The organism is Paraburkholderia sp. PREW-6R, assembly GCF_039621805.1.
In the GTDB taxonomy this organism is placed as follows: domain Bacteria; phylum Pseudomonadota; class Gammaproteobacteria; order Burkholderiales; family Burkholderiaceae; genus Paraburkholderia.
In genome coordinates, this window is sequence record NZ_CP155074.1 from 1,065,130 (window position 1) to 1,088,483 (window position 23,354).

General features: G+C 62.8%; 20 protein-coding genes. 9 read left to right on the forward strand and 11 right to left on the reverse strand.

Annotated features, from left to right (window positions below):
* Window positions 1-37: 37 nt before the first annotated feature.
* Window positions 38-952 carry an AraC family transcriptional regulator gene (locus tag AAGS40_RS19945; protein ID WP_345816518.1) on the reverse strand — a complete coding sequence of 305 codons (915 nt, stop codon included), beginning with the start codon at window positions 950-952 and terminating at the stop codon, window positions 38-40.
* A 452-nt stretch (window positions 953-1,404) separates the two neighbouring features.
* Window positions 1,405-1,845 carry a hypothetical protein gene (locus tag AAGS40_RS19950; RefSeq protein WP_345814495.1) on the reverse strand — a complete coding sequence of 147 codons (441 nt, stop codon included), beginning with the start codon at window positions 1,843-1,845 and terminating at the stop codon, window positions 1,405-1,407.
* 307 nt (window positions 1,846-2,152) lie between these two features.
* On the opposite strand from AAGS40_RS19950, the gene AAGS40_RS19955 reads away from it, so the two are divergent.
* The gene (locus tag AAGS40_RS19955) at window positions 2,153-2,692 is read left to right on the forward strand and encodes a universal stress protein (RefSeq protein WP_345814496.1); all 540 of its coding nucleotides are present in this window, start codon (window positions 2,153-2,155) and stop codon (window positions 2,690-2,692) included.
* A gap of 102 nt (window positions 2,693-2,794) precedes the next feature.
* Here AAGS40_RS19955 and AAGS40_RS19960 read toward each other — a convergent pair whose 3' ends face one another.
* The 4 genes from AAGS40_RS19960 to AAGS40_RS19975 form a co-directional block, all read right to left on the reverse strand.
* Window positions 2,795-3,448 carry a glutathione S-transferase family protein gene (locus tag AAGS40_RS19960; RefSeq protein ID WP_345814497.1) on the reverse strand — a complete coding sequence of 218 codons (654 nt, stop codon included), beginning with the start codon at window positions 3,446-3,448 and terminating at the stop codon, window positions 2,795-2,797.
* A gap of 12 nt (window positions 3,449-3,460) precedes the next feature.
* The gene (locus AAGS40_RS19965) at window positions 3,461-4,045 is read right to left on the reverse strand and encodes a glutathione S-transferase N-terminal domain-containing protein (protein WP_345814498.1); all 585 of its coding nucleotides are present in this window, start codon (window positions 4,043-4,045) and stop codon (window positions 3,461-3,463) included.
* A 151-nt stretch (window positions 4,046-4,196) separates the two neighbouring features.
* Entirely contained in the window at window positions 4,197-4,718 is a 522-nt protein-coding gene (locus tag AAGS40_RS19970) for a response regulator (protein WP_345814499.1), read from the reverse strand.
* A 189-nt stretch (window positions 4,719-4,907) separates the two neighbouring features.
* The gene (locus tag AAGS40_RS19975; RefSeq protein WP_345814500.1) at window positions 4,908-7,247 is read right to left on the reverse strand and encodes a cytochrome P450/oxidoreductase; all 2,340 of its coding nucleotides are present in this window, start codon (window positions 7,245-7,247) and stop codon (window positions 4,908-4,910) included.
* A gap of 115 nt (window positions 7,248-7,362) precedes the next feature.
* Here AAGS40_RS19975 and AAGS40_RS19980 point away from each other — a divergent pair, with 115 nt between their 5' ends.
* Window positions 7,363-8,199 (forward strand): helix-turn-helix domain-containing protein, encoded by an 837-nt coding sequence (locus AAGS40_RS19980; RefSeq protein WP_345814501.1) that lies wholly within the window; start codon window positions 7,363-7,365, stop codon window positions 8,197-8,199.
* Window positions 8,200-8,218: 19 nt separating this feature from the next.
* On the opposite strand, the gene AAGS40_RS19985 is transcribed toward AAGS40_RS19980, so the two are convergent.
* Window positions 8,219-9,040, reverse strand: a complete 822-nt coding sequence (locus AAGS40_RS19985) for a LysR substrate-binding domain-containing protein (protein ID WP_345816520.1) — start codon at window positions 9,038-9,040, stop codon at window positions 8,219-8,221.
* A 122-nt stretch (window positions 9,041-9,162) separates the two neighbouring features.
* Between AAGS40_RS19985 and AAGS40_RS19990 the strand changes: the two genes are divergently transcribed.
* From AAGS40_RS19990 to AAGS40_RS20010, 5 genes are all read left to right on the forward strand, one after another.
* Window positions 9,163-10,014, forward strand: coding sequence for an alpha/beta hydrolase (locus AAGS40_RS19990; RefSeq protein ID WP_345814502.1), 852 nt, complete (start codon window positions 9,163-9,165; stop codon window positions 10,012-10,014).
* A 244-nt stretch (window positions 10,015-10,258) separates the two neighbouring features.
* Window positions 10,259-10,831, forward strand: a complete 573-nt coding sequence (locus tag AAGS40_RS19995) for a TetR/AcrR family transcriptional regulator (protein ID WP_345814503.1) — start codon at window positions 10,259-10,261, stop codon at window positions 10,829-10,831.
* Window positions 10,832-10,938: 107 nt separating this feature from the next.
* Window positions 10,939-11,820, forward strand: a complete 882-nt coding sequence (locus tag AAGS40_RS20000) for an NmrA family NAD(P)-binding protein (RefSeq protein WP_345814504.1) — start codon at window positions 10,939-10,941, stop codon at window positions 11,818-11,820.
* A gap of 82 nt (window positions 11,821-11,902) precedes the next feature.
* Window positions 11,903-12,643, forward strand: a complete 741-nt coding sequence (locus AAGS40_RS20005; protein ID WP_345814505.1) for a GNAT family N-acetyltransferase — start codon at window positions 11,903-11,905, stop codon at window positions 12,641-12,643.
* Window positions 12,644-13,203: 560 nt separating this feature from the next.
* Window positions 13,204-15,672 carry a glucose/quinate/shikimate family membrane-bound PQQ-dependent dehydrogenase gene (locus tag AAGS40_RS20010; RefSeq protein WP_345816522.1) on the forward strand — a complete coding sequence of 823 codons (2,469 nt, stop codon included), beginning with the start codon at window positions 13,204-13,206 and terminating at the stop codon, window positions 15,670-15,672.
* Between the two features lie 69 nt (window positions 15,673-15,741).
* On the opposite strand, the gene AAGS40_RS20015 is transcribed toward AAGS40_RS20010, so the two are convergent.
* Entirely contained in the window at window positions 15,742-17,475 is a 1,734-nt protein-coding gene (locus AAGS40_RS20015) for a dihydroxy-acid dehydratase (protein ID WP_345814506.1), read from the reverse strand.
* 173 nt (window positions 17,476-17,648) lie between these two features.
* Here AAGS40_RS20015 and AAGS40_RS20020 point away from each other — a divergent pair, with 173 nt between their 5' ends.
* Window positions 17,649-18,785: an MBL fold metallo-hydrolase gene (locus AAGS40_RS20020; RefSeq protein ID WP_345814507.1), complete on the forward strand. Its 1,137-nt coding sequence runs from the start codon at window positions 17,649-17,651 to the stop codon at window positions 18,783-18,785.
* Between the two features lie 33 nt (window positions 18,786-18,818).
* Window positions 18,819-19,610 carry a phytanoyl-CoA dioxygenase family protein gene (locus AAGS40_RS20025; RefSeq protein ID WP_345814508.1) on the forward strand — a complete coding sequence of 264 codons (792 nt, stop codon included), beginning with the start codon at window positions 18,819-18,821 and terminating at the stop codon, window positions 19,608-19,610.
* Between the two features lie 9 nt (window positions 19,611-19,619).
* Here the strand turns inward: AAGS40_RS20025 and AAGS40_RS20030 are convergent, their stop codons facing one another.
* From AAGS40_RS20030 to AAGS40_RS20040, 3 genes are all read right to left on the reverse strand, one after another.
* The gene (locus AAGS40_RS20030; protein ID WP_345814509.1) at window positions 19,620-20,879 is read right to left on the reverse strand and encodes a Gfo/Idh/MocA family oxidoreductase; all 1,260 of its coding nucleotides are present in this window, start codon (window positions 20,877-20,879) and stop codon (window positions 19,620-19,622) included.
* A gap of 52 nt (window positions 20,880-20,931) precedes the next feature.
* Complete coding sequence (locus AAGS40_RS20035) at window positions 20,932-21,588, reverse strand: YoaK family protein (protein WP_345814510.1); 657 nt, start codon at window positions 21,586-21,588, stop codon at window positions 20,932-20,934.
* Between the two features lie 116 nt (window positions 21,589-21,704).
* Window positions 21,705-23,039: a Gfo/Idh/MocA family oxidoreductase gene (locus tag AAGS40_RS20040; RefSeq protein WP_345814511.1), complete on the reverse strand. Its 1,335-nt coding sequence runs from the start codon at window positions 23,037-23,039 to the stop codon at window positions 21,705-21,707.
* Window positions 23,040-23,354 lie beyond the last annotated feature (315 nt).

The window sequence follows — 23,354 nt, forward strand, 5'->3', positions numbered from 1 at the left end:
GGGCATGCGGTACGTCGCCGCATGGGCGCGACGCGGTCTACCCGTACGCGGCCGATGCCTGCTCGGCCTCGCCGGACCCTGCCGGGCTGCTGGCGTTCAACTGCTGCCAGGCGCGCCAGCGCGACGGCGGCATCTCCTTGATCAACAGAAACTGACGGTTGAAATTCGACAGATTGTTGAAACCCACCCGGTAGCAGATCTCGGTCACACTGAGCTCGCCCGCCATCAGCAACTGGCACGCAAGGTCGATGCGCAGCCGGTTGACGTACTGAACGAACGGCACGCCGGTATGCCGGCGGAAATAGCGCGAGAACGCGCTGACGCTTTGTCCCGAGAGTTCCGCCAGTTCCGTCTCGCGCAACTCCTGCGACAGGTTCTTACCGATATAGGCGAGCACATGGTTGATGCGGGTCCCCGAGTAGCACGCGGGATCGGCGCAATAGCTCGCGCTCGCGAGCCTCGTCGGCTCCGGGCTTTGCACGAGCAGATCCAGCAACGCAATGAAGAGCGCGATACGCCTTAGACCTTGAGTGGCCAGCATCTCGCGCATGATCGGTTCGGCCGCTGCACCGGTTTGCTGCGAGAAGACGACGCCTGATCGCGATGCATCGAGCAGGGACTCGACGCGCTTGAATTCGGGAAAAGCCTTGACGGCGCGTTCGATAAACTCCCGATCGAACTGGAGCACGAGGCAGCGCTCCTTTACATGCTCGCCCGGCGGCACATTGCTGACCCAGTTGTGCGGCAGGTTCGATCCCACGACCACGAGATTGCCGGGCGCAAAGCTGCCAATGTAATCGCCGACGAAGTACTTGCCTGTCGTCGACGTAATGAGGTGAATTTCGTATTCCGGATGAAAGTGCCAGCGCACGGTGCGATACGGATACCCGTGCGACCACATCTTGAACGATCCCTGACTCGGAACCGCCACCAGTTCCAGGTCCGGCTGGATGACGTGGCCGCCGCGCGCTTCCCGCGTTTCCCGCGCATCCATGTGGTCAGCAGCACTCTGCATGGTCGCCATCTGTCTCCTCCTCAACCGGTTTTGTTCTTTGGCGATCCGCTTCGCACTACAGCGTCGGGCCATGACTAAAAGTAGCCGTATCGGCACACTTTCACCACTGAAAATAAGACCGTCGACTGATACTTTTTTGCATTCGGGTTTGTACTCAGGCGCGGAAAGCGCAAGATTTGTGCGACGCAATGTAAAACTGACGCTCGCAATGACGCTCGCTCAGGCGGTGCCGCGTGCTCGGTCAACACCCGCAATTCAGCACCTCCGCGCGGTGTTCAGGCGGCATCATGCACGGTGTTTCGCTTGGAAACCCTGAAATGATCTGGCCGGCCGCCATCGGGCGGCCAGGCAGAAAGTCTCCCGCGATGCGTGGCGCGCTTTTCGCGCCATCAATGGTAGGTGGTCGTGGACGATTGCAGCTTCGTCAGCGTGCCGCGTTCGAAGCGGAACCAGCCCTGCGAGCTTTGCATTACGACTTCGTCGCCTTGCCAGAACACGCGCCTGACCGTCAGGCGCCTGCCCGCTTGCAACACGCGGGGCGGATGACTCCGGAAGTCATACAGCACAGGTCCTGCATCGGTTTGTACCAGCATGCGCGCGACGTTCTCGTGCGCATCGGCTGCCTCGTCGAAATGGATGAGCGTGTGGGATTGGAAGCGATCGAGCGTGACATGATCGAGCATTGCCGCGAAACCCTCGTCGGCGCGCACGAACTCCAGCTTGCCTTCGACCGTGTTAAAAGGGCCCGGCGCGCTGCTTTGCGCGTACACGGGTAGCGCCAGGCAGCCGGCTGAGAGTGCAGCAAGCGCAGCGACTATGAGTCGTCTCATGTTTATTCTCAATCTGGTGGCGTGTGAGGATGAAGCAGGGCACAACCCGTAAAGGGTCTTCATTATAGTGTCGGCTTTTTCTGCTTTTGCCATGGCACACAGCGCTTGCAACGCAGAACAGTCATTCGAACAGTACGTGCAAACGCGCTTCGAGCCGGTACGGTGCCGTACCGCGGCATTTCACTGGATCGTGTCGTTGCATTAGCAGACGATCGGGCGCACTGTAGTGTTGCCAGCCATTGTTCTTGCGACCTGTCGTCCTTCCGGCACGGCGCTCTATCGTCCGTTTTCCCTCTCCGAGTCCGCCATGTATAAACGCATCCTTGTAGCAATCGACGGTAGCGACACGTCCGGGCGCGCGTTCGATACCGCGTTGCAACTCGCGCGCGATAACGACGCGCTGTTGCAGCCACTTTACGTGGTCGACACTCCGATCATCGCGTATGACGCAGCCGGCTACGATCCAACACTGCTGCGCGACGCCTGCGTCGCGGAAGGCCAACGCTTGCTTGCCGATGCGCTCGCGCGCATGAAGCAGGAGAACGTGGCGGGCACGCCGCGCATCGTCGACGTAGCGCCGATCGGCGAGGACGTCTCGGAGCGCATTCGCATTTCGGCCAACGAATTCAATGCCGACCTGATGGTGCTCGGCACGCATGGCCGAAGAGGCTTCAAGCGTCTGTTTCTGGGTAGCGTGGCCGAGCGCGTCTTACGCAGCGCAAGTCTTCCGGTGCTGCTCGTGCCGAGCCGTCAAACACAAGCCTCAGCGGCCGACGCCCCGACAGCCGGACACGCCGATGTGGCGGCCGCCATGTATGAAATGCTCGTCACGCGAAAGCCGGAGTGAAGCATTCGAGTGACGCATGGTCGATGCTCGCGCGCTGAAACCGGGATATAGCGTGGACCTTGCAGCGTTTCGGGTGGCAGACGCAACCGTCAGCGTGCTTCGTCAGGTCAGCAACGGTGTCATATCCGGGTCGCCCTTTGCCAACGCACGCTGGTAAGCGGGCCGGTTCCCAATCCGCTGAAGATACGCAAGGATGTTCGGGTAAGGCGCAAGATCGACTGGATGAAACAGGCGCATGGTGGTGAGCGAAAACACACTCATGATGTCGGCGGCGGTGAATTCGCTGCCCGCAAGATAGTCATTCTCAGCGAGGCGCGCTTCGACGAGCGCAAGCACCTTGTCGAGCCGTCCTTGCACCGACGTCAGCACCGGATGATCGGGTGCGAGCCCGCAGCGGCCCACCATCATCGATCGGCCCATCACCGGTTGAAGATTGCCGTTCGCGAAGTGGAACCAGTAGAGATACGACGCGTAGTCGGGATGAGCGCTTCCGTACTGCAAGCGCTCATTTCCATAGCGATTGAGAATGAACTCCACGATCGCCGCGGACTCGGCCAGCAACATCCCATCGACTTCAATCAGGGGCGCCGCACCGAGCGGATGCAGCGCCTTCAATGCCGGCGGTGACAATTGCGTGACCGGGTCGCGGTCATACTTCACGAGCTCGTAGGGAACGCCGAGTTCCTCGCAAAGCCACAAGATGCGCTCCGATTGCGAGTGTCCGAGGTGGTGGATTTTCAGCGTGCCTTGCTTCATGTTTGCCTTAATTTATTCGAGTTCTTCGTGTTTCAACGCCAACTGCACCGCGGGCCGCGTCCGCATGCGTTGAGAGAATTCCTCGAGTTTAGCGGGAACCGCCAGGTTAGCCTTTTTGGCCCACATTAACATTGTGAAAAGGTATGCGTCTGCCACGCTCGCCTCGCTGCCAAAAAGATATTCGCCTTTCATCATGGTGGCGATCAACTGGAAGCGCTTGCCGAGTTTCTCGCGCGCGGCCTGCGCTTCGGCGTCGCAAGACGGCTTCAGGACGCGAGAAAACTGCTTGTGAATCTCGGTCGAAATGAAAGCCAGCGTTTCGAGCAAGCGCAGCGTGCCCGTCTGACCCGGCGGTCGCAGCGATGGCTCGCGTTCCGCAATCCAATAGAGAATGGCGACGTTTTCCGTCAGGATCTGACCATCATCCAGTTCAAGCACCGGGACATAGCTTTTCGGATTGATGTCTTCAAAGTTTTGCCCAGACTCGGTAAGTTTCGTCTTCAAATCGACGCGAATGCGATCGAAACTCAGATCCGCCTCGTGTAAAGCAATGTGGTCGGCAAAGCTGCAAGCACCGGGGGAGTAATAAAGCTTCATGCTGAGTGTCTCCGTATGAGTCGAAAGTGGACTCCGAGCCATTCAGCAATCCCTATGCCCTGATATGAATGCTTGACATGAATGCGTGAGCGGCACAACACGTCGTGCGCGGCTACGGCATGAAACGGCGCTGGCCTCGCGGCCTGGCTCGCTATTTGGCTTGAATGACGATTGGTGCAGACAACGCAGCGTCGCCAGTGTGCACCACAACCGCTAGCTCGTCGGCCGGTTTTCCAACGAGCAGTGTGTGGATCATGCGTTCGAGCAGCGACAACTCGGCGGGCTTGCGGCAAATGGCATCGAACCCCACCTCTTTCATCTCGCGACTGTAATCAGCGGTGTCGAACGCCGTGAATGCCAGAAGCGGGATGTTCCGGGTCGCGACCATGCGCCGGAGGGCGGCCGCCACGCCGATTCCAGATAAACCAGGCATGGCGACGTCCAGAATGATGCAGTCGGGAACCCAGGTCTTGGCTTCCCGGATCGCGTCGGAACCGTGATAAACCGTCCGCACCGTCATCCCGCTACCCTGAAGATATGCGCCGAGTGCGTCGGCTGACGCACGCGAATCATCTACGATGAGCACGCGCGCCGGCACCTTCTGCGACAATTGCTCGCCCAGCATCCCTTTTGCATCGTCGTCAGGATGCGCGCCTTCAAGATTCGAGTTCATTGGATTTCCGCTGTCGGCCCATTGCATGGCTGAAACATGCGCAAGCGCCGTTCCCGCGTCGCCAGCGTCACCGGGCGTCAGAATCGCGGTGCGGTTGGAAGGCCGGCTCCTCCCGTGCATCAATCCACATTCACATTCGCTCATCCGTCGCGCTTTTTGTCGGCAGACGGAGAAGTCCTTTTGCTCCTGTTAAAGTTCCAGCACCAGCTTATTCCCCACTGCGCGCGAACAACAGGTCATCATGCGGGTGTTCGACTGGCGCTCGCCTCGGGTCAGCACCACATCGCGGTGATCGATCTCTCCGGCCAGCACGCGCACCTCGCACGAGCCGCAGAGCCCCTCCTCACAGTCGCTTTGCACGTCGACATTCGCCTTGCGCAACGCCGCGAGCAAAGTCTGACCGGCGGGCACCGTGACGACGAGACCCGAATCTTTTAACTCCACTTCGAAAGCATGTTCGTGAGCGGGGTCGAGCGCGCCCAGTGTCGATTCGAAGTGCTCGACTCTAAGCGAGTCCTCAGGCCACGCCACGCTCGCGTCCTGCAACGCGTCCAGCATGCGAACCGGCCCGCATGCGTAGACCTGTGTGCCCTCTTCCACGACCAGCGCACTAAAATCGTTGCGCGTGTTTTCCTCGGACACGTGCACATGAAGCCGTTCGCCGTGCAACGCTACCAGCTCCGGCAGCAGCGCCATCGCGGCGCGCGTGCGGCCGCTGAAATGAATCACGTAGTCGATACCGAGCGTTTTCGCGCGTCGCGCCATGGCGCTGATCGGGGTAATGCCAATGCCGCCGGCAATCAGGATCAGCTTCTTCGCAGTCTCATCGAGACGGAAGTGATTGCGCGGTCCACGAATCCGCAGATGCGCGCCGGGCACAACGTTTTCGTGCACCCATGCCGAGCCGCCGCGACTCTTCTCCTCCTTGAGCACCGCAATCTCGAACTCGTCGTTCTGCGCGGGATCGCCGCACAGCGAATACTGCCGCGCAATACCCGTTGCGCCGCATTCGACGTCGATATGCGAGCCCGCCGTCCAGCGCGGCAACGGCCGGCCGTCGAGCGACGCAAGACGGACGCGCAGAATGTCGCGTGCGTCGCGCGAAACCGATTTCACGACGACCGGCCGGCTGATCGCATGCGCCGACGGTTCGCCAATCCGCACTGGCGTGCGCGGCTCGAGCACCGCGGGATCGGTGCGCTCGGGATTCAGCGCAGGGTCCCATTCGACAAACACATGCTCCGGCCCGCGAAACGAAGTGTTCGGCACATACGTGAAACGTTGTTCGCAAAGGCGCATATGCGGCAGACGTCGGGTGAATTCCTCGAGGAAGATCTGCATCTCCATGCGTGCAAGGTTCTTGCCCATGCACTGGTGCGAGCCGTAGCCGAACGTCAACTGATCGCTCGCATTCTCGCGGCGGATATCGAACAGATCCGCATCGGCGAACTGATGCTCGTCGTGGTTCGCCGACGACGTGACGATCAGCAGCTTCGATCCCGCTGCAATGTCGATCCCGCCAATCGTCACGTCGCGCGTGGCAAGACGCCGCCATGCGGCAACCGAGCCGTTATGCCGCAAACACTCTTCCACGGCGTTCGGAATCAGGCTCGGGTCCTCGCAGATGTGACGCCACGCCTGCGGATGCTCGAGAAGCAGTTTCATCGCGTTCGCCGTGGCGTTCGCGGTTGTTTCGTGCGCGGCGACGATGCCGGCCATCATCATCGAATGCAGATAGGAGTCCGTGACAACCTCGGGCAGCTCCTTCTGCTTGCGAATGCCGTATTGCATCCAGCCGGGACCGTCCGGGTCCTGGCGCATCTTGTCGAGCACCTTGCCGGCGAAGGTCCAGAACTTGCCGACCGCGTGCGCGACCGCGACCTGTTCCTCGGGCTTCGGGCGCCCCCATGTGTTGACGGTGTGCGCGATCGAATATTCGCGCAACGTGTCCATGTCTTCTTCCGGGACACCGAGAAAATGCAGCGCAACGGTAAGTGGCACTTCCCACAGCATCTGATCGACGAGGTCCGCGTGGCCGTCGTCGATGAAGCGGTCCACGTATTCGCGGGCAAGACGCCGCACCATCGGCTCGTGATGCAGCAGCGCTTCGGGCGTGAATGGATCCATCAACGCGCGGCGGCGCGGCATGTGCGCCGGTTCGTCCTCGTTGACGAGCGTGCGGTTCAGCGCAAATCCATAGGACGCGAGCACGGCATTGGCTTCGGGCCCGGTCGGTGTGATTTTCTCCAGCGCGATCGACGGGCTGAAGGTGATGTTGTCGCGAAAGATCGCCTTGATGTCGTCATAACGCGTCACAACCCAGTAGCCGAGTTTCGGGCTGTAGAACACCGGTTCCTGCTCGCGCGCCCAGCGCACGTATTCGGGCGGGTCCTGCTGATAGCCGTCCTCGAACGGATCGAAGTCCGCCGCCCGTTGACTGACCGGGCAGCCGGAGCCGGTCACTCGCGTATTCGCGCCCGTATGGAATGGACAACCCGCGCCGCTTGCCCGTGAAGTCGTATCGCTCATTGAAGCCTCCTGCCATCACAACTATTTGCGTAACTTTAGTACGCAATGCGTAAATTGACCGTTGGGGTTTACGAGACCGCTCCGTCCGGCAGGTGCGCCCCGCTAAAATGCAGCGATGAAAAAAAACCCCCCCATCCCGACCGTCGACGCGGGGACCACCGCCTTGCCCGAACGCGAACGACGCCAGCGCGTGCAATCGGCGACGACCGCCGTGGTGCTGCTCAAGGGACTGGCCGCGCTCGGAGGTCGCGCTTCGCTCACCGCGCTTGCGGCTTACGTGAACGAAAGTCCCGCGAAAGTACACCGCTACCTGGTCAGCCTGATGGAAGAATCGCTGGTCGCTCAGGAGCCGCATAACCAGCAATACGTGCTGGGCCCGGAGTGCCTCGCAATCGGCCTTGCCGCCATGCGCATGGTCGACCCGATCCGCGAGGGCGAGGCGTCGCTCGTACGGCTTCGCGAGTCACTTGATGTGACATGCTTCGTCGCCGTGATGGGCAACCGTGGCCCGACAATCGTGCGCTTCGAAGAGCCGGGCTTGCCGGTGACGGTCAACGTTCGCGTCGGCTCGGTGATGTCAGTGCTGTGGTCGGCGACGGGCCGGATTTTTTTGGGGCTCCTCAATGAGTCGCGCATCCGCGAGCTGGCGGAGGAAGAACTGGCCGCGGCGCCGGCCGAGTTGCGCGCGCAGCTCGATCCTCGTGACCCGATCGGCACGATTAAAAACGAGGTCCGGGCCGCGCAGTGCGCCACCGTCAAGGACACCAACCTGAAGGGCATCAGTGCGGTGGCCGCACCGCTGTTCGACTTCAATGGGCGGCTGTGCGGCACGCTGACTGCGCTCGGCGCAACGGGCGGATTCGATTCGTCGTTCGATGGAGCGATCGCGGCGGCGGTGCGGCGCGAAGCTCAGGCGATCAGTGTCCGACTGGGCTACGTGGCGCAAACGTAAATTCCCGGCAAGCGCGTCGCTACCGCCTCAATTCAGTCAGGATTTTTTCGGCGAGAAATTCGCACGGCGGCCGCTTCGAACCGGTGCTGCGCGCCAGCACCATTTCCAGCGGATCGATGCCCGGCAAGCCTTGCGGCTGGCCGAGTACGACGAAGTGCGACGGCACCGCGCAGCGCGCCAGCGACACGACCGCCAGACCCGCTTCGGCCATTGACAGCAGGCCGAGCAGACTCGGGCTCTCATACGACGTCCGGTACGGAATCTTCGCGCGCTCCAGACTGCGAATGGCGTTCTCCCGCGCGACGCTGCCCGGCAGGAACACCGCAATCGGCAACGGCCTCTCACGCCAGATTTCATCGGCACTTGGCGCGGCAGCCCACTCCATCGGCTCGAAACGGATGAACTCGCCGGACAGGCCCTTCACCCGCGTGGCGCAGACGAGGTCCACGGAGCCGTCCTTCACCATCGGCGCGAGCGCCACGCTCGGCAGGCCCACCACCTGGATCTCCACCTTCGGATAAGTCGCGGAAAACTTCTTCAGAATCGGCGGCAACAGCGACGACGCATAATCGTCCGGCACGCCGATGCTGACCCGCCCTGTCACGTCTGGCCGCACCACGGCAGCCCATGCCTCGTCGCGCAGCGCCAGCATGCGGCGCGCGTAGGTCAGCAGCACTTCGCCGTCCTGTGTCGGCAACACGCTCCTCGGCTTGCGCACGAACAGCGGCTTGCCGAGCGCGTTTTCGAGCGTCTTGATCTGCATGCTGACCGCCGATTGCGACCGATGCACCACCTCGGCTGCGCGGCTGATCGTGCCGGTGTCGGCCACGGCGACGATCATCGCCATGACGTCCAGGTCGAGCGCTTTCAAATTGGTATCAGAAAAATGAATGGATTGGATCAATATTAAGCGATTTTCGAAACTGTCGGCATCGGGCATAGTTCGCGTAAAGGAGCCCCGCAATGAATGCCCGTACCGATTTCTCCGTGCTCGCCGTGCCCGAACTGTCGTTTGCGACCATCGGCTCGGGCATCAGCGTGCCCTACGTCGAGTGCGGTACAGGCGAGCCGGTGGTGTTCGTGCACGGCTCGCTGTGCGACTTTCGCTACTGGGACGCGCAGACCGCGGCGCTGTCCGAACACTTCCGCTGCATCTCGGTCAGCCTGAGTCACTACTGGCCCGCAAACGAGGCGTGCATTCAGGGCGAATTCGGCTGGCAGACTCACGTCGCCGAGCTGGCCGAGTTCATCGAAGCGATCGATCTCGCGCCGGTCCACCTCGTTGGGCATTCGCGCGGCGGTTGCGTCGCGTTCCACGTGGCGCGCGAGTACCCCCGGCTCGTCAAGACGTTGACGCTTGCCGACCCGGGCGGCCCGCTACACGTCGAAGGCATGGCGGAAGCGGCGCTGCCGCCTGCCACCAACGTGCTGCGCGCGCGGGTTGCCGAACTGATCGAAAGCCAGCAGATCGACGCGGGACTGGAGCTTTTCGTCGATTCAGTGAGCGCGCCCGGAACGTGGCGCAGAAGCCCGCTTGCATTCCGCACGATGGCGATCGACAACGCGGACACCTTGCCCAAGCAGTTGCGCGATCCGCTGCCTGCCTATTCGCGCGACACGGCACGCGACGTCAAATGCCGAACCCTGCTGATCGACGGCCAGAAGAGTCCGCGGATGTTTCGCAACAACGTCGAAAAGCTCGCCGAATGGATCGACTACGCCGAGCGGCAGACTGTCGCCGGGGCATCGCATGGAATGAACGTGTCGAACGCCGGAGCGTTTAACCGGCTGGTACGAGCGTTCGTGAGTGCCTGATCCTTATTCGAACGTGTGATCGCTGACCGACTGAAGTCCGGGTGAACGCCAGACCCGCTGCGGGTGCCTTCCCACATCTCGCACGATCCTTTCTCCCTACCCCACCTCTCCCCTCCTTGCCAGGCGCAGCGAGCCATCCAGGACGCTGACTGCCGCGGATCTTTTTTTCGAAACTGTCCTTGCACTTCTTTTAGATGACAACTATCATCTAAAACACGATGTCAGCACGGAGCATTCGGAAGCCATGAAAAAGTCCAAAGCAGAAACTGCCGAAACACGCCGCCGGATCGTGGAAGTCGCGGCGCGCGAGTTTCGGGCGAACGGCATTCATGCCACCGGGCTCAACGAACTGATGGCCCAATGCGGGCTCACGCGCGGCGGCTTTTATCGGCATTTCGACTCGAAAGAGCATCTGGTCGCAGAAGCGTTCGAGTCGGGCATTGCCACGTTGATGGCCGACCTCGAAGCAGCAGCGCGCCAGGGCGACGAGAGTGACGGTTTCCGGTCCATCGTCGCGCGCTATGTCGGAGCGCACCATCGCGACAACATTGCTGGCGGTTGTCCGCTTGCCGGAATGGGGAGCGAGCTCGTCCGCAGTGACAACGACACGCGGGCTGTCGCGTCGCAAGGTATTCATGCTTTCGTCGACATGCTCGCAACACGCAAGGATGGCGAGCATCCGGACGAGGCGCGCTCGGATGCCATGTTCGCGCTGGCGGCCATGATCGGCGCCGTCACGCTGGCGAGAATTCTCGTCGAACCCGCCGATTCGCAGTCCGCTCTACAAAGCGTCAAGGCGCATCTCGACGCGCTGTAACCTCGTTTTTCATATCAGATTCGAACGATCTCCGCCGAAAATGTGCATATGCACCCAAGGCGATCCTGGAGCAGCAAAACCCGTCTCAACATTGGAGCACTGTCATCATGCAATCACGCAAATATCTCGTCACTGCAGCCGCCGGCAAGACAGGCGTTCACACGGTCCGCAACCTTATCGACCGGGGGCAGCAGGTTCGTGCACTCGTTCGCCAGGAGGACGGGCGCAGCGAAGCGTTGCGTAGTCTTGGCGCAGAAGTGATCGTCGGCGATCTGCTCGATCACGACGACGCCATTCGCGCGACGCAAGGGGTGGATGGCGCCTACCTGTGTTATCCGGTGCGCCCCGGTTTCATTCAGGCGACCGCCTATTTCGCGGACGCTGCAAAACGCGCAGGGCTCGATGTCGTGATAAACATGTCACAGATCTCCGCGCGTGAAGACGCGAAAAGTCACGCCGCGCGCGATCACTGGATTGCGGAGCGCGTACTCGACTGGTCCGGCGTGCCCACGGTTCACATTCGCCCGACCTTCTTCTCCGAATGGCTGGTATTTCCGTGGGTACGCGACAGCATCGTGAAAGAAGGCAAGCTTGCGCTGCCCTACGGCGAGGGACGCCATGCACCGATTTCGGCGGAAGATCAGGCGCGCGTCATCGCCGCCGCGCTCGTTGAACCGGCGGCTCATGTCGGCAAGACCTATACGCTGGTCGGTCCGGTCGAGTTGAGCCAGCAGGAGATCGCCGAACGGGTGAGCAAGGTGATCGGCCGCAGCATCGTTTATAGTCCGACGAGCATCGACGCGTATCGCGAGCATTTGCGACACTACGATCTGCCCGAGTTCATGATCCAGCATTTCGTCGAAGTGGCCGTTGATTATCAGAATGGGATTTTTGCCGGCACCAATGACCACGTCGAGGCCATTACCGGTCAGCCGCCGCAAACCATCGAAGCCTTCGTCGCTGCGAATCGCCGTGCATTCGACGCGTGAGTTTATCGAAGCCCGCGCTCGACACGACCTCCAGAACGCAGCCGAATCGCGAGCGCGGCCCGTCACGCATTGGGATTTCATCATGACGTCATCTAAGCCAACAACAGCATCCGACGCGGCCCTCGCTGAAGCATCCGAACCGTCTCTCGCGAATGTCGTGTGGACCTCGCTCGCGGGCGCGCACGCAAGCTTTGCACAAGGTTCGGCCGATGCGCGCCGGTATCGGCCCGAGTACGCGCCGTTCGCCGGCGCGCGCGACTACTCGGCAAACAGCGTTGCGGCACTCGCGCACATGCTTTTGCCCGGCGAACGGCTGACGCTTTTCACGAACGCTAAGCCCGTGATTCCTTCGGGCTATGACGTCGTGCGGGAAGCAACCGTGCTTCAGATGATCGGCACACACCAGCCGACTTCGCCGCACGATGCCCGGATTGTCGAGCTCGGCGACGAAGACGTGCCCGACATGCTGAAACTGGTGGAGCGGACTGAACCGGGGCCCTTTCGCGAGCGTACCCATGAACTGGGCCACTTCGTCGGCATCCGCGAGGGCGGCACACTCGTGGCGATGGCTGGAGAACGCATGAAAGCCGGAAAGTATGTCGAACTGAGCGCCGTCTGCACGGACCCGGACTGGCGTGGACGCGGCCTCGGCACATTGCTGATGAACCACCTGTCGTTCGCCATGCGCGCACGTGGCGAGACGCCCTTTCTGCACGTTTTTTCCACTAATACGCCTGCATTGCGGCTTTACGGCCAGCTTGGATTTCGCCTCGCCCGCACGCTGCATCTGACGGCGCTCATGCCAACTGTGATCGCCCGCTAAGTCCGCGGTTGACCGGCCAGCCGGTCAACCTGGCAGGTTTTTGCAAAAACAGGTTTGCGCTCACGCATGCCGCGATGGACGCGCTTCGTCAATCCGTTCGCCTGTTCTCACTTCTCACGCAACACGTAAATGATCGACTGCAGTACATGCCTGCGGTCGACCGCAAGCTTCGCCGCTGCGTCCGGCCGCTCTCTCCAGTTATATCCAATGGAATATAACGGGCGAATGCTGCGACGCCCATGAAGAGAGCGATGCATTGTTCAGAGCATAGTGGGTGGCGGATGCTTATACTACGCAACGACGCTCCATCATCGCGTCATGCAGCAACCACAAGCGACAACGCTACGCAACGGCAGAACCGGCATTGGCTGGGATCCACGCGCTGCCCGATCAGATTTCATCGATCAGGCTGATGGCCTGCAAATTGCTACCCAGCGCGTGTCGAAGATGATGCGCGTTCCTCGACGTGCCCGATTTTTCCGCACTTCCCAGCCCGTGCTTCGGGCCTCCCCTGACAGCCGGTGCGAGCGATGCCCCCAGAAAAGAAGGTTGAAATGACCATGTCAAGACATTCAAGACCGCACGGTGTCATCGCCGTCCTTACACTCTTATTTACTGCACTCACCGCGCTCTATCTGCTGATAGGCGGCGCGTGGCTGCTTTCGCTCGGTGGATCGGCGTATTACGTCATCACCGGCGTCCTGCTGCTGGTCGTGGCGTGGCTGCTCTATCGCCGCAGTCCGGCAGCGCTCGCGCTCTATGCACTCGTGCTCGTCGGCACCGCGGTGTGGTCGCTGTGGGAGTCGGGTCCCGACTTCTGGGCGCTCGCGCCGCGCTCCGGCGTGCTCGTGATCTTCGGCGTGTGGCTGCTGCTCCTCGTGAGCTGGCGCCTCGAAACGCCGCGCAGGTTTGGCGTGACTTCGCTCGTCGTGTCTCTCGTGATCTGGGCCGGCGTGCTGATCTATGCAACCTTCAACGATCCGCAGACGATCAACGGCACATTGAGCTCGGCGTCGGGTACGCCCGCGGCTACCGCGAACGGCATCGATCCTTCCGACTGGCCCGCATATGGCCGCACTCAGGAAGGCACGCGCTATTCCCCGCTGCAGCAGATCACGCCCGATAACGTCAAGAATCTGCAAGTGGCGTGGACTTTTCGCACCGGCGACATGAAAGGCCCGAACGATCCGGTCGAAATCACCAATGAAGTGACGCCGATCAAGATCGGCGATCTGCTTTATCTGTGCTCGCCCCACCAGATCCTGTTCGCGCTCGACGCGAAAACGGGTGCGCTGAAATGGAAGTTCGATCCGCGGCTGAAAAACGATCCGTCGTTCCAGCACGTGACCTGCCGTGGCGTGTCGTACGTCGATCTCTCTGCGAACGCGGCGACCGCACAGCCGGCCACCCCCGCCAGCGACGCTGCAGCGCCGACCACCGAAGCCGCCGCACCGGCTAGCGACGCCGCCGCCTCGGCCACCCCGGCGGCAACCGCGCCCGCGGAGGCCGCCTGCACGCGCCGCATCTTCCTGCCGGTCAACGACGGCCACCTGTACGCGCTCGACGCGCAAACCGGACAGCGTTGCGCGGGCTTTGCCAATAACGGCGACCTCGACCTGCAGCACGCGCAGCCGGTCACCACACCCGGCATGTACGAGCCGACCTCGCCGCCCGTCGTTACAGCCACGACGATCATCGTCGCAGGCGCGGTCGAAGACAATTTCTCGACGCGTGAACCCTCGGGCGTGATCCGCGGCTTCGACGTGCGCACCGGCGCGCTGCAATGGGCGTTCGATCCGGGCGCGCAGGACCCGAACCGGATTCCGGGCCCGGGCGAGCACTACACGATCGGCTCCCCGAACTCGTGGGCGCCGGCCGCGTACGACGCGAAACTGGACATCGTCTATCTGCCGATGGGCGTGACGACGCCGGACATCTGGGGCGGCTATCGCACGCCCGATCAGGAGCGCTATGCAAGCGGCCTGCTGGCGCTGCATGCGTCGACGGGTAAGTTCGCCTGGTTCTATCAGAGCGTTCACCACGACCTGTGGGACATGGACCAGCCGTCGCAGCCGACCATCGCCGACATCACCGGCAAGGACGGCAAGACTGTGCCGGTCGTGTACGCGCCCGCGAAGACCGGCAATCTGTTCGTGCTCGACCGCCGCACCGGCGTGCCCGTGGTTCCCGCACCTGAAACGCCGGTACCGCAAGGCGCCGCGCCGGGCGACCACGTCGCGCCGACGCAGCCGTTCTCCGAACTCACCTACCGTCCAAAGAAACTGCTGACCGACGCGGACATGTGGGGCGCGACGATGTACGACCAGCTCGTCTGCCGTGTGATGTTCCACAAGCTCCGCTACGAGGGCACGTTCACGCCGCCGTCCGAACAGGGCACGCTGGTCTTTCCGGGCAACCTCGGCATGTTCGAATGGGGCGGCATCGCGCTCGATACGGACCGCCAGATCGCCGTGGCCAATCCGATTGCGCTGCCGTTCGTCTCGCGCCTGATCCCACGTGGCCCGGGCAATCCAATGCAGCCCGTACCGGGCGCGAAAGGAAGCGGCACGGAAGCCGGCATCCAGCCGCAATACGGTGTGCCGTTCGGCGTGACACTCAATCCGTTCCTCTCGCCGTTCGGCCTGCCGTGCAAACAACCGGCTTGGGGCTATATCTCCGCAATCGACCTGAAGACCAACGAGATCGTGTGGAAGAAACGCATTGGCACGCCGCGCGACAGCTCGTCGATTCCGTTGCCGTTCAAGCTGGGCATGCCCATGCTGGGCGGCCCGATCGTGACGGCGGGCGGCGTGGCGTTCATCGGGGCGACTGCCGACAACTACATTCGCGCGTTCAACGTGAACAACGGCGATCAACTCTGGGAAGCGCGTTTGCCGGCCGGCGGCCAGGCCACGCCAATGAGCTATTCCATCAACGGTCGTCAGTACATCGTGATCGCTGCGGGCGGCCACGGTTCGTTCGGCACCAAGCTCGGCGATTACGTGATCGCTTACGCGTTGCCACAGTAACGCAGTGACGCAGTAACGCCATAACGCAGTTGACAACGCGCGGCGCCACGAATCTCGTGGCGCCGCGCGTTACATCTGCGCACTCCTCAGAAACGCAAAATCACACCCCTCGTCGGCCTGCAGGATCTCGCGTTCGTACAGTTTCGCGTAGCCACGCGTTGCGCGCGACGTGCTCTGCGCCGGCAGTGCCGCCCGGCGGCGCTCCAGTTCTTCATCGGAGACCAGCAGGTCGAGCGCGCGCCGCGCCACGCTGAGCTGGATCCGGTCGCCCGTGCGCACGAGCGCGAGCGGGCCGCCCGAAGCTGCGTCGGGCGTGATATGCAGCACGATGGTGCCGTACGCGGTGCCGCTCATTCGCGCATCCGACAGGCGCACCATGTCTTTTACACCAGCGCGGGCGAGCTTTGCCGGAATCGGCAGATAGCCCGCCTCGGGCATCGCCGATTCACTCGTGGGTCCGGCATTTCTCAACACGAGGAAGTCGTCGGCGCTGACATCCAGATCGTCGCTGTCGATGCGGTTCGCCAGGTCCTCCAGCGAATCGAACACCACCGCGCGCCCTTGCGTTTCGAACAGTGTGGGATCGGCCGCGGAACGCTTCATGATCGCGCCGCGCGGCGCCAGATTGCCGAACAGCGCGACGAGCCCGCCGGTCTCACGCACGGGGTTCGTGAACTCGCGCACCACCGTATGATCCACCCAGCTCACGTCATGCAGACGATCGCCGAGCGTCTCGCCGGTCACCATGCGGCAATCGAGATGCAGCAGGTGTCTGATCTCGCGCAGAATGGCCGGCACGCCGCCGGCTGCGTACAGATCTTCCATGTAGTGCTCGCCGGTCGGCTTCAGATTCACCAGCACCGGCGTGCTTTCGCTCAGTTCGTTCAACCGCCTGAGATCGAGCTTGTGGCCGAGGCGCCCGGCAATCGCCGCGAGATGGATCACCGCGTTCGTGGAGCCGCCGATCGCGAGCAGCACACGCAGCGCATTGTCGATCGAATCGGCCGTCATGACTTCGCTCGGACGGATTGGCCGGCCGATCAGTTCGAACGCGGCGCGCCCGGTTTGTTCGGCGACGCGCAGCCGGTCTGCGTCGACAGCGGGACACGCGGCGCTATGAGCCGGCATCATGCCGAGCGTCTCGGCAATGATCGCCATCGTGCTGGCCGTGCCCATCACGGCACACGTGCCGGCCGTCGACGCGAGCCGCCGTTCGACCACATCGATTTCTTGCGCATCGATTTCGGCGGCGCGGAATTTTGCCCAGAAACGGCGGCAATCGGTGCACGCACCGAGCCGCTCGCCGCGATGACGGCTGGTGGACATCGGACCGGCTACCAGTTGAATCGCCGGAATATCCGCCGACGCCGCGCCCATCAACTGCGCGGGCACGGTCTTGTCGCAGCCGCCGAGCAGCACGACGGAGTCCATCGGCTGCGCACGCGTCATTTCCTCGACGTCCATCGACATCAGGTTGCGGAATTTCAGACTGGTCGGTGCAAGAAACGTCTCGCCGAGCGAGATGGTGGGAAATTCGATGGGCAGGCCGCCTGCCGCGAGCACTCCGCGTTTGACCGCGTCGATCAGTTCCGGAAAATGCCGGTGACAATTGTTGAAGCCGCTCGCCGAATGCGCAATGCCGACAATGGGCCGATCGAGCATCTCGCGGCTATAGCCCATTGAACTGGCGAAGGTTCGGCGCAGATAGACGCTGACATCGCGGTCGCCATAGTTCGTGAGGCCACGCGCGAAGCCCAGCACGCGCGCCGCCTTCGAACTGCCGCCATCGTTCTGATCGCTCATCGTATGTTCTCGCTGGAGAGGAAACCGCGGTGCTAGTGCAGCACACGCTACCGCTTCGGCAAAAAACCCGGTAGCTGGTTTACACTGGGGACACCCAATTTCCCGCGACACGCGACACGCGACACGCGACACGCGACAGGCGACCGCCGATCACCCGCCCGACTCCGATAACGATGCCACTCTCATTGCGCATGCCTCTACTTTCTGCCTGCCTCGCAGTTTGCGCTGCCAGTTCAGTTTGCACTGCCAGTGCTCAGGAAACGGGACCGTCGCCCGAACAGATTGCTGCAAGCGGCATTCATCATGCGCCCCGCACGGAGGATGGCTACGAGAACGACGACGGTCCGCTCGCACGCGGCTCCGTGTGGAAATGGCGCTGGAATCGCCTGATCCATCACCTGCCGCCGCCACCCGAAAACGGCTACGCGTTTCCGGTCGATCATCCGGACGTCGCGTGGATCAACGCGAACCGCACTGTAAATACGCTGACCTGGATCGGCCATTCCACCGCCCTGTTGCAGATCGACGGCGTCAATATCCTGACCGACCCGATCTTCTCCGAGCGCGCGTCGCCGTTCACGTTCGCCGGGCCGAAGCGCCGCGTACCGCCGGGCCTCACGCTTGCGGAACTGCCGCACATCGACATCGTGCTGATCTCGCACAGTCACTACGATCATCTCGACGAAGCCAGCGTGAAGGCACTGAATGCGCAACCGGGCGGTCCGCCGCTCTTTCTGGTGCCGCTCGGCATCAAGGAATGGCTCGCGAAGAAAGGCATCAGCAATGCGCAGGAATCCGATTGGGGCGACCATACCCTCGCTTCGCGTCTGAATTTCTGGTTCGTGCCGTCAACGCACTGGTCCGCGCGCAGCCTGACCGACCGCAACGAAACGCTATGGGGCGGCTGGGTCGTGAAGACTTCGCCGCAGGCGGCGCATCCGTTCTCGCTGTATTTCGCGGGAGATACCGGTTACTCGCTGGACTCGAAACGCATCGGCGCGGCGTTCGGCTGTTTCGATCTCGCGCTGATCCCGATCGGCGCGTATGCGCCGCGCTGGTTCATGGGTCCGCAGCACGTCGATCCCCAGCAAGCGGTGCAGATTTTCGAGGACGTGCATGCCAGGAAGGCTGTCGGCATTCACTGGGGCACGTTCGAACTCGCCGACGAACCGCTCGACGAGCCGCCCCGAAAGCTCGCCGAAGCCACGCACGCCGCCGGACTGCCGGACGACGCATTCACCGTGCTGCATCACGGGCAGATGATCCGGCTCGACGGGCCGGGCGGCGGCGCCAACGCCTGCGCGCGCTAGACGCGCGCAGCGCACAACAACAAGGAGACAATCATGACAGGCTTCTCATCAAGCGAACTGGATGCGTACGCAACGACATTCGAGCGCGACGGCATGGTGCTGTTGAAGCAGCACTTTCCTAAAGCCACGCTGGCCGCGTGGCGCGCCGCATTCGAGCCGTTGCTGCGCGCCCGCATCATGTCGGGAACGACGGCCGTGCGGGGCGACAACCGGCACTACATCACGTTGCCGTTTACCGGCGTTTTCGCCGACGAAAGTATTTTTTGCGACCCCGGCATTCTCGGGATTGTCGAACGCGTGGCGGGTGAGGATCCGGTCATGTGTCAGCTCGCCACCGATACGCCGCTAAAGGGCTCGACGCATCAGGACGTGCATCGCGACACACCGCCGCTATTCGACGATCAACCTGAAACGCCCTCCTTCCAGTTGGCCGTCAACTTTCCGCTGTGCGACGTGTCGCTCGAAAACGGGCCATTTGAAACCACGCTGGGCACACATCGCATGCGGCCCGACGAGGCCATGAGCGCGTACCGCGAAGGCCGTGCCGGCTTGCACGCGATCCCGATGGAACTCGGCGATGTGATGATTCGCGACGTCCGCGCGCTGCACCGCGGCACACCGAACAACACGGACGAGCCGCGCCCAATGGTCGTCATCGGCTACAGCAGAAGCTGGTATTTCCGCCCCGAGGTACATATCGACGTGCCGGTCGACCTCGATCAGCGTCTGAGCCCGCGCGCGAAGCGCTTGCTGCGCCACATGCCGCGCGTCGCCGAACTCGACGCTTTGCCCGCGGCTGAGGCTTATAAAAAGTTCGCTTACTGAGCGCAGGTGCTACAGCTGCGGCTGGCGCTCCGGTGTGTGCGCGCTGGCCGCGCCGATCGCAACCGGCACGCCCTCCCGCGCTGACCGGTAGATCGCCTCCATCAGCAACTGATCCTGCAAGCCTTCCTCGCCCGGCGTATGCGGCGCGGTGTCGTCCGCGATGCATTGGGCGAAGTGGTCGATCTCCAGCGTGAACTGGTTCCTGGCGCCCAGCCGCACCTCTTCGACCGCCTCCGCGTCGCCTTTGCGCCGTGCCACCCGCATGCGCTGGCCGCGATACGCGAATGCGTTCTCCACGTCGATCCAGCCCGCCTCGAGCCGCACGCGCATGTCCTTCGATTCATGCGCGCCGTAACTGGCCGTGCAACGCGCAATCGCGCCGGAGGGAAACCGCAGCGTGAACGCCATCGTTTCCTCGACTTCCGCATACCGCGGATCGCCCTCCGGATTTACGACCTGCGCATAGACTTCGACCGGTTCCTCCGCCAGCAACGCACGCACCCCATTCAGGCAGTACAGACCGATATCGGGCAGCGCGCCGCCGCCGGCCAGCGCGGCCTTCAACCGCCACTGGTCGCCGGGACCTTGAACCTGTGTGTTGGTCGCCTCGATCACGCGGGCACGGCCGAGTTCACCCGACTGCGTGAGGCGCGCGGCCTCGCGATTGAACGGCTCGAACTGGCAGCGATACGCGATCATCAGTTTCACGCCGGCCTGCGCACACGCGTCGATCATCTGGCGCGCTTCGTCGGACGTGTTCGCCATCGGCTTTTCGCACAGCACATGCTTGCCGGCCTGCGCGGCATTGCGCACGTGATCGAGATGCAGTCCGTTGGGCGTGACCACGTAGACCGCCTGAATGTCAGGGTTGCTCGCGAGCCGATGCATGTCGTCATAGCCGTAGATCGCTTCGGAGGTCACACCGTATTGCGCGGCCACTACGGCGGCCTTCTGCGGACTCGACGATACGAGCGCCACGACCCGCGCATGCAGGCTTTGCTGGAAGGCGGGCAGGATTTCCTCGAGCGCCAGCCTTCCAAGCCCAACGACCGCGAAGCCGACCCGCTGCGCCGGTGGCGTTGGCGCCGGCGGAGGCGGCGACGGCTTGTCCGCGGCGCCCTTCCAGTTCTCGAACTCGACGCGCGAGTTTTCGACACGGCCGAGATCGATAGACGAAGCCGGACGCGTCGCGCCGGCGGCAGGCAATGCGGGTCCTTGCGCGGAACCCGGACCGCAATCACGCAGAGGGAAGATCTTTGCCGAAGTCATGGTCGCTCCTGATCACTTGCTCGGTGACGCGCTTGTGGTTGCGCGCCTTGCATTACGAATGGTCGGCAACGGATGTGCCGGGCAGGCGCGCCTGGAACGCGCATATCAGCGCGCCCATGGCGGTGCCGATCGCGAGCAGCAACAGCGTCGGCGCCTCGACGCGAATGTCCAGCAGCGTGCCGATCATGGCGCCCGCGAGCCACGCTAGCCACCGCAGCACGCCAGTGACGACGGCATGGGCATCGCGCTCCACAAGCGAGCGGCTCAGTCTGACGAGTGCGCCGGTGATGAACGTGACACCGGGTTCGTCGGCGAGTACCTGATTGAGCGCGCCCATGGCGGCGGCGATCAGCATGACCGCGCCCGCCGAATACTGCTCGTGTGCAAGCGGCCACGCCACACAGAGCAGGACGGCCGTGAGCGCGAGGTTAAGCGTCGCGCGCCAACGGCCGACGAATTTGCCGAGCCATGCCGCGACAGTCGTCGTCGCGAAGAATGCGGCGATCACGCCAGCAAGCGCGGCGAGCGCGGGCCACTGGCCGAGGGCGAGCGAGCGTGCAAGTTTCGACGTGTTGCCGCTCATGTAGACGGCGAGCAGATCGCTGCTATGCATGAACATCAGCGAGTCGGTCATTCCGGCAACGGCCACCAGCAGGCACAGCGGTAAGGGCGACGGCGCGGGAGCCGCATGGGAAGAAACGGGCGGCATGCGCACCTCTCATCCTGAAGTCACAGCGAAAGGGTTGCCGACGCAACGAAGCGATGCCACGTGTTCGAAGCCATTCGCACGCAGGAGTCGACACCGGGACACAAGCGAGGCGGCCGTCAGAAAGTCTCCTCGTCGGGCTCCGGCCCGCGTGTCGGCGACGTCGGGCGCGCGATGGGAACCGCGCGGCCGGTACGCGCGGATTCGTAGATCGCTTCCATGATGCGCTGGTCCTGCAGTCCCTCTTCGCCGGGCGTATGCGGCATCGCATCGCGCTTGACGCACGACGACATATGGTCGATCTCGCGCGCAAACTGATCTTGCGGATCGATTTGCAGTTCGGTTACCGCGTTCTTGCCGTCGACGAGCAACCCGTGGCGCAGCCGCAAGCCGTTATAGCCGAACGCGGGGTCCATCTCCGCCCAACCCTGCGCGCCTTGCAAGCGGAAGAAACGCGATTCGTGACTGGCGTAGCTGGCCGCGCAGGTTGCCGTGAAGCCTTCGGGGAAACTAAGGATGAAATGCACGCCCGCCTCCACCTCTCTGAAACGCGGGTCGTTGTCCGGGCGGGAAACCGTGGCGATCACCTGATCGGGTTCGCGTCCGGTGATGAAGCGCACGGCGTTCAAACAGTACAGGCCAATGTCGGGCAACGCGCCACCGCCGGCCAGCGCCTTGTTCAAACGCCACTGCGTCGGGTCGCCCACGTTCTGCGAATTGCTCGCGATGAATTCACGCAACGGACCCAGCTGATTGTCTTTGACCATCTTCGCGATCATGCGGTCCATCGGCTCGTACTGGCTGCGATACGCGATCATCAGCTTGCGATTCGCCTGCCGGCACGCGTCGATCATCGCCTGGCAGTCCGCAACACTCGTGGCCATTGGCTTTTCGCACAGCACGTGCTTGCCGATCTTCGCCGCGCGCACCGTGTACTCCCGATGCAGACTATTGGGCAGCACCACATAGACAACCTGCACGTCGCTGTTGTTCGCAAGTTGCTCGAAGCTCTGGTAGTCATACACGGCCGATTCGCGCACCCCGTACTGGCGCGCGATCTTCAGCGCCTTGGCACGGTCGCCCGAGACGAGCGCCGCGACCTTCGAGTACTTACACTGCGATAACGCGGGCAGGATCTGATTGAGCGACAGGCGTCCCAGTCCAACGATTGCATAGCCTACACGGTCGTCGGGCGGCAGATTCGGGTCAGGCGTCTGCTCCTTCTGCTCGGTGTTGGGGTCCTGGATCAACGATAGCTTGACTGCATTCGCATCGGCGGCGGCTACGCCTGCTGCGTGCACCGTTGCCGCCGAACTCGCGGCCAGCGCTGCCGCGATCCCAAGGCCGCTGCGCTGCAGAAAGCGCCGCCTGGCCTCGCCTCGCGGCGGGTCGGCTGGCGTGCTGTCGGCGGAAGACGGCACAGAGTCGGCGGGCGAAGACGGTTCAACGGGCATGCTGGCTCCTCGATCAGGGCATGGAACAGACGGTTGGAACCGGTCAGCAACAGGCGTTCCCAGCCGTGAAAGTTCGGGACCGCGTGCTCGCCACGAAAACCGCGGCACTCGAAAAGACTTCTCTTCGTGATGATTGATACAACAGAAGACCGCTCACATGATGCAGTGCGAAGCGCAGCGTGCCTCAGCGTTACTGGCGGGAAAGAACTAACTAACGGCTCCATTCGCAGTGAGCCATGCACGAGGTGGGCGCGCAGCCTGCTGCATTTGCACTTCACGCTGTCACGCAGTGCACGTTTCACTTTGCCGAATTGC

Bases quoted from the DNA above. Each gene is read 5' to 3' on its own strand.
- AAGS40_RS19950 (WP_345814495.1), bottom strand. From the start codon at position 1,845: ATGAGACGACTCATAGTCGCTGCGCTTGCTGCACTCTCAGCCGGCTGC.
- AAGS40_RS19955 (WP_345814496.1), top strand. From the start codon at position 2,153: ATGTATAAACGCATCCTTGTAGCAATCGACGGTAGCGACACGTCCGGG.
- AAGS40_RS19960 (WP_345814497.1), bottom strand. From the start codon at position 3,448: ATGAAGCAAGGCACGCTGAAAATCCACCACCTCGGACACTCGCAATCG.
- AAGS40_RS19965 (WP_345814498.1), bottom strand. From the start codon at position 4,045: ATGAAGCTTTATTACTCCCCCGGTGCTTGCAGCTTTGCCGACCACATT.
- AAGS40_RS19970 (WP_345814499.1), bottom strand. From the start codon at position 4,718: ATGAACTCGAATCTTGAAGGCGCGCATCCTGACGACGATGCAAAAGGG.
- AAGS40_RS19975 (WP_345814500.1), bottom strand. From the start codon at position 7,247: ATGAGCGATACGACTTCACGGGCAAGCGGCGCGGGTTGTCCATTCCAT.
- AAGS40_RS19980 (WP_345814501.1), top strand. From the start codon at position 7,363: ATGAAAAAAAACCCCCCCATCCCGACCGTCGACGCGGGGACCACCGCC.
- AAGS40_RS19985 (WP_345816520.1), bottom strand. From the start codon at position 9,040: ATGATCGTCGCCGTGGCCGACACCGGCACGATCAGCCGCGCAGCCGAG.
- AAGS40_RS19990 (WP_345814502.1), top strand. From the start codon at position 9,163: ATGAATGCCCGTACCGATTTCTCCGTGCTCGCCGTGCCCGAACTGTCG.
- AAGS40_RS19995 (WP_345814503.1), top strand. From the start codon at position 10,259: ATGAAAAAGTCCAAAGCAGAAACTGCCGAAACACGCCGCCGGATCGTG.
- AAGS40_RS20000 (WP_345814504.1), top strand. From the start codon at position 10,939: ATGCAATCACGCAAATATCTCGTCACTGCAGCCGCCGGCAAGACAGGC.
- AAGS40_RS20005 (WP_345814505.1), top strand. From the start codon at position 11,903: ATGACGTCATCTAAGCCAACAACAGCATCCGACGCGGCCCTCGCTGAA.
- AAGS40_RS20010 (WP_345816522.1), top strand. From the start codon at position 13,204: ATGTCAAGACATTCAAGACCGCACGGTGTCATCGCCGTCCTTACACTC.
- AAGS40_RS20015 (WP_345814506.1), bottom strand. From the start codon at position 17,475: ATGAGCGATCAGAACGATGGCGGCAGTTCGAAGGCGGCGCGCGTGCTG.
- AAGS40_RS20020 (WP_345814507.1), top strand. From the start codon at position 17,649: ATGCCACTCTCATTGCGCATGCCTCTACTTTCTGCCTGCCTCGCAGTT.
- AAGS40_RS20025 (WP_345814508.1), top strand. From the start codon at position 18,819: ATGACAGGCTTCTCATCAAGCGAACTGGATGCGTACGCAACGACATTC.
- AAGS40_RS20030 (WP_345814509.1), bottom strand. From the start codon at position 20,879: ATGACTTCGGCAAAGATCTTCCCTCTGCGTGATTGCGGTCCGGGTTCC.
- AAGS40_RS20035 (WP_345814510.1), bottom strand. From the start codon at position 21,588: ATGCCGCCCGTTTCTTCCCATGCGGCTCCCGCGCCGTCGCCCTTACCG.
- AAGS40_RS20040 (WP_345814511.1), bottom strand. From the start codon at position 23,039: ATGCCCGTTGAACCGTCTTCGCCCGCCGACTCTGTGCCGTCTTCCGCC.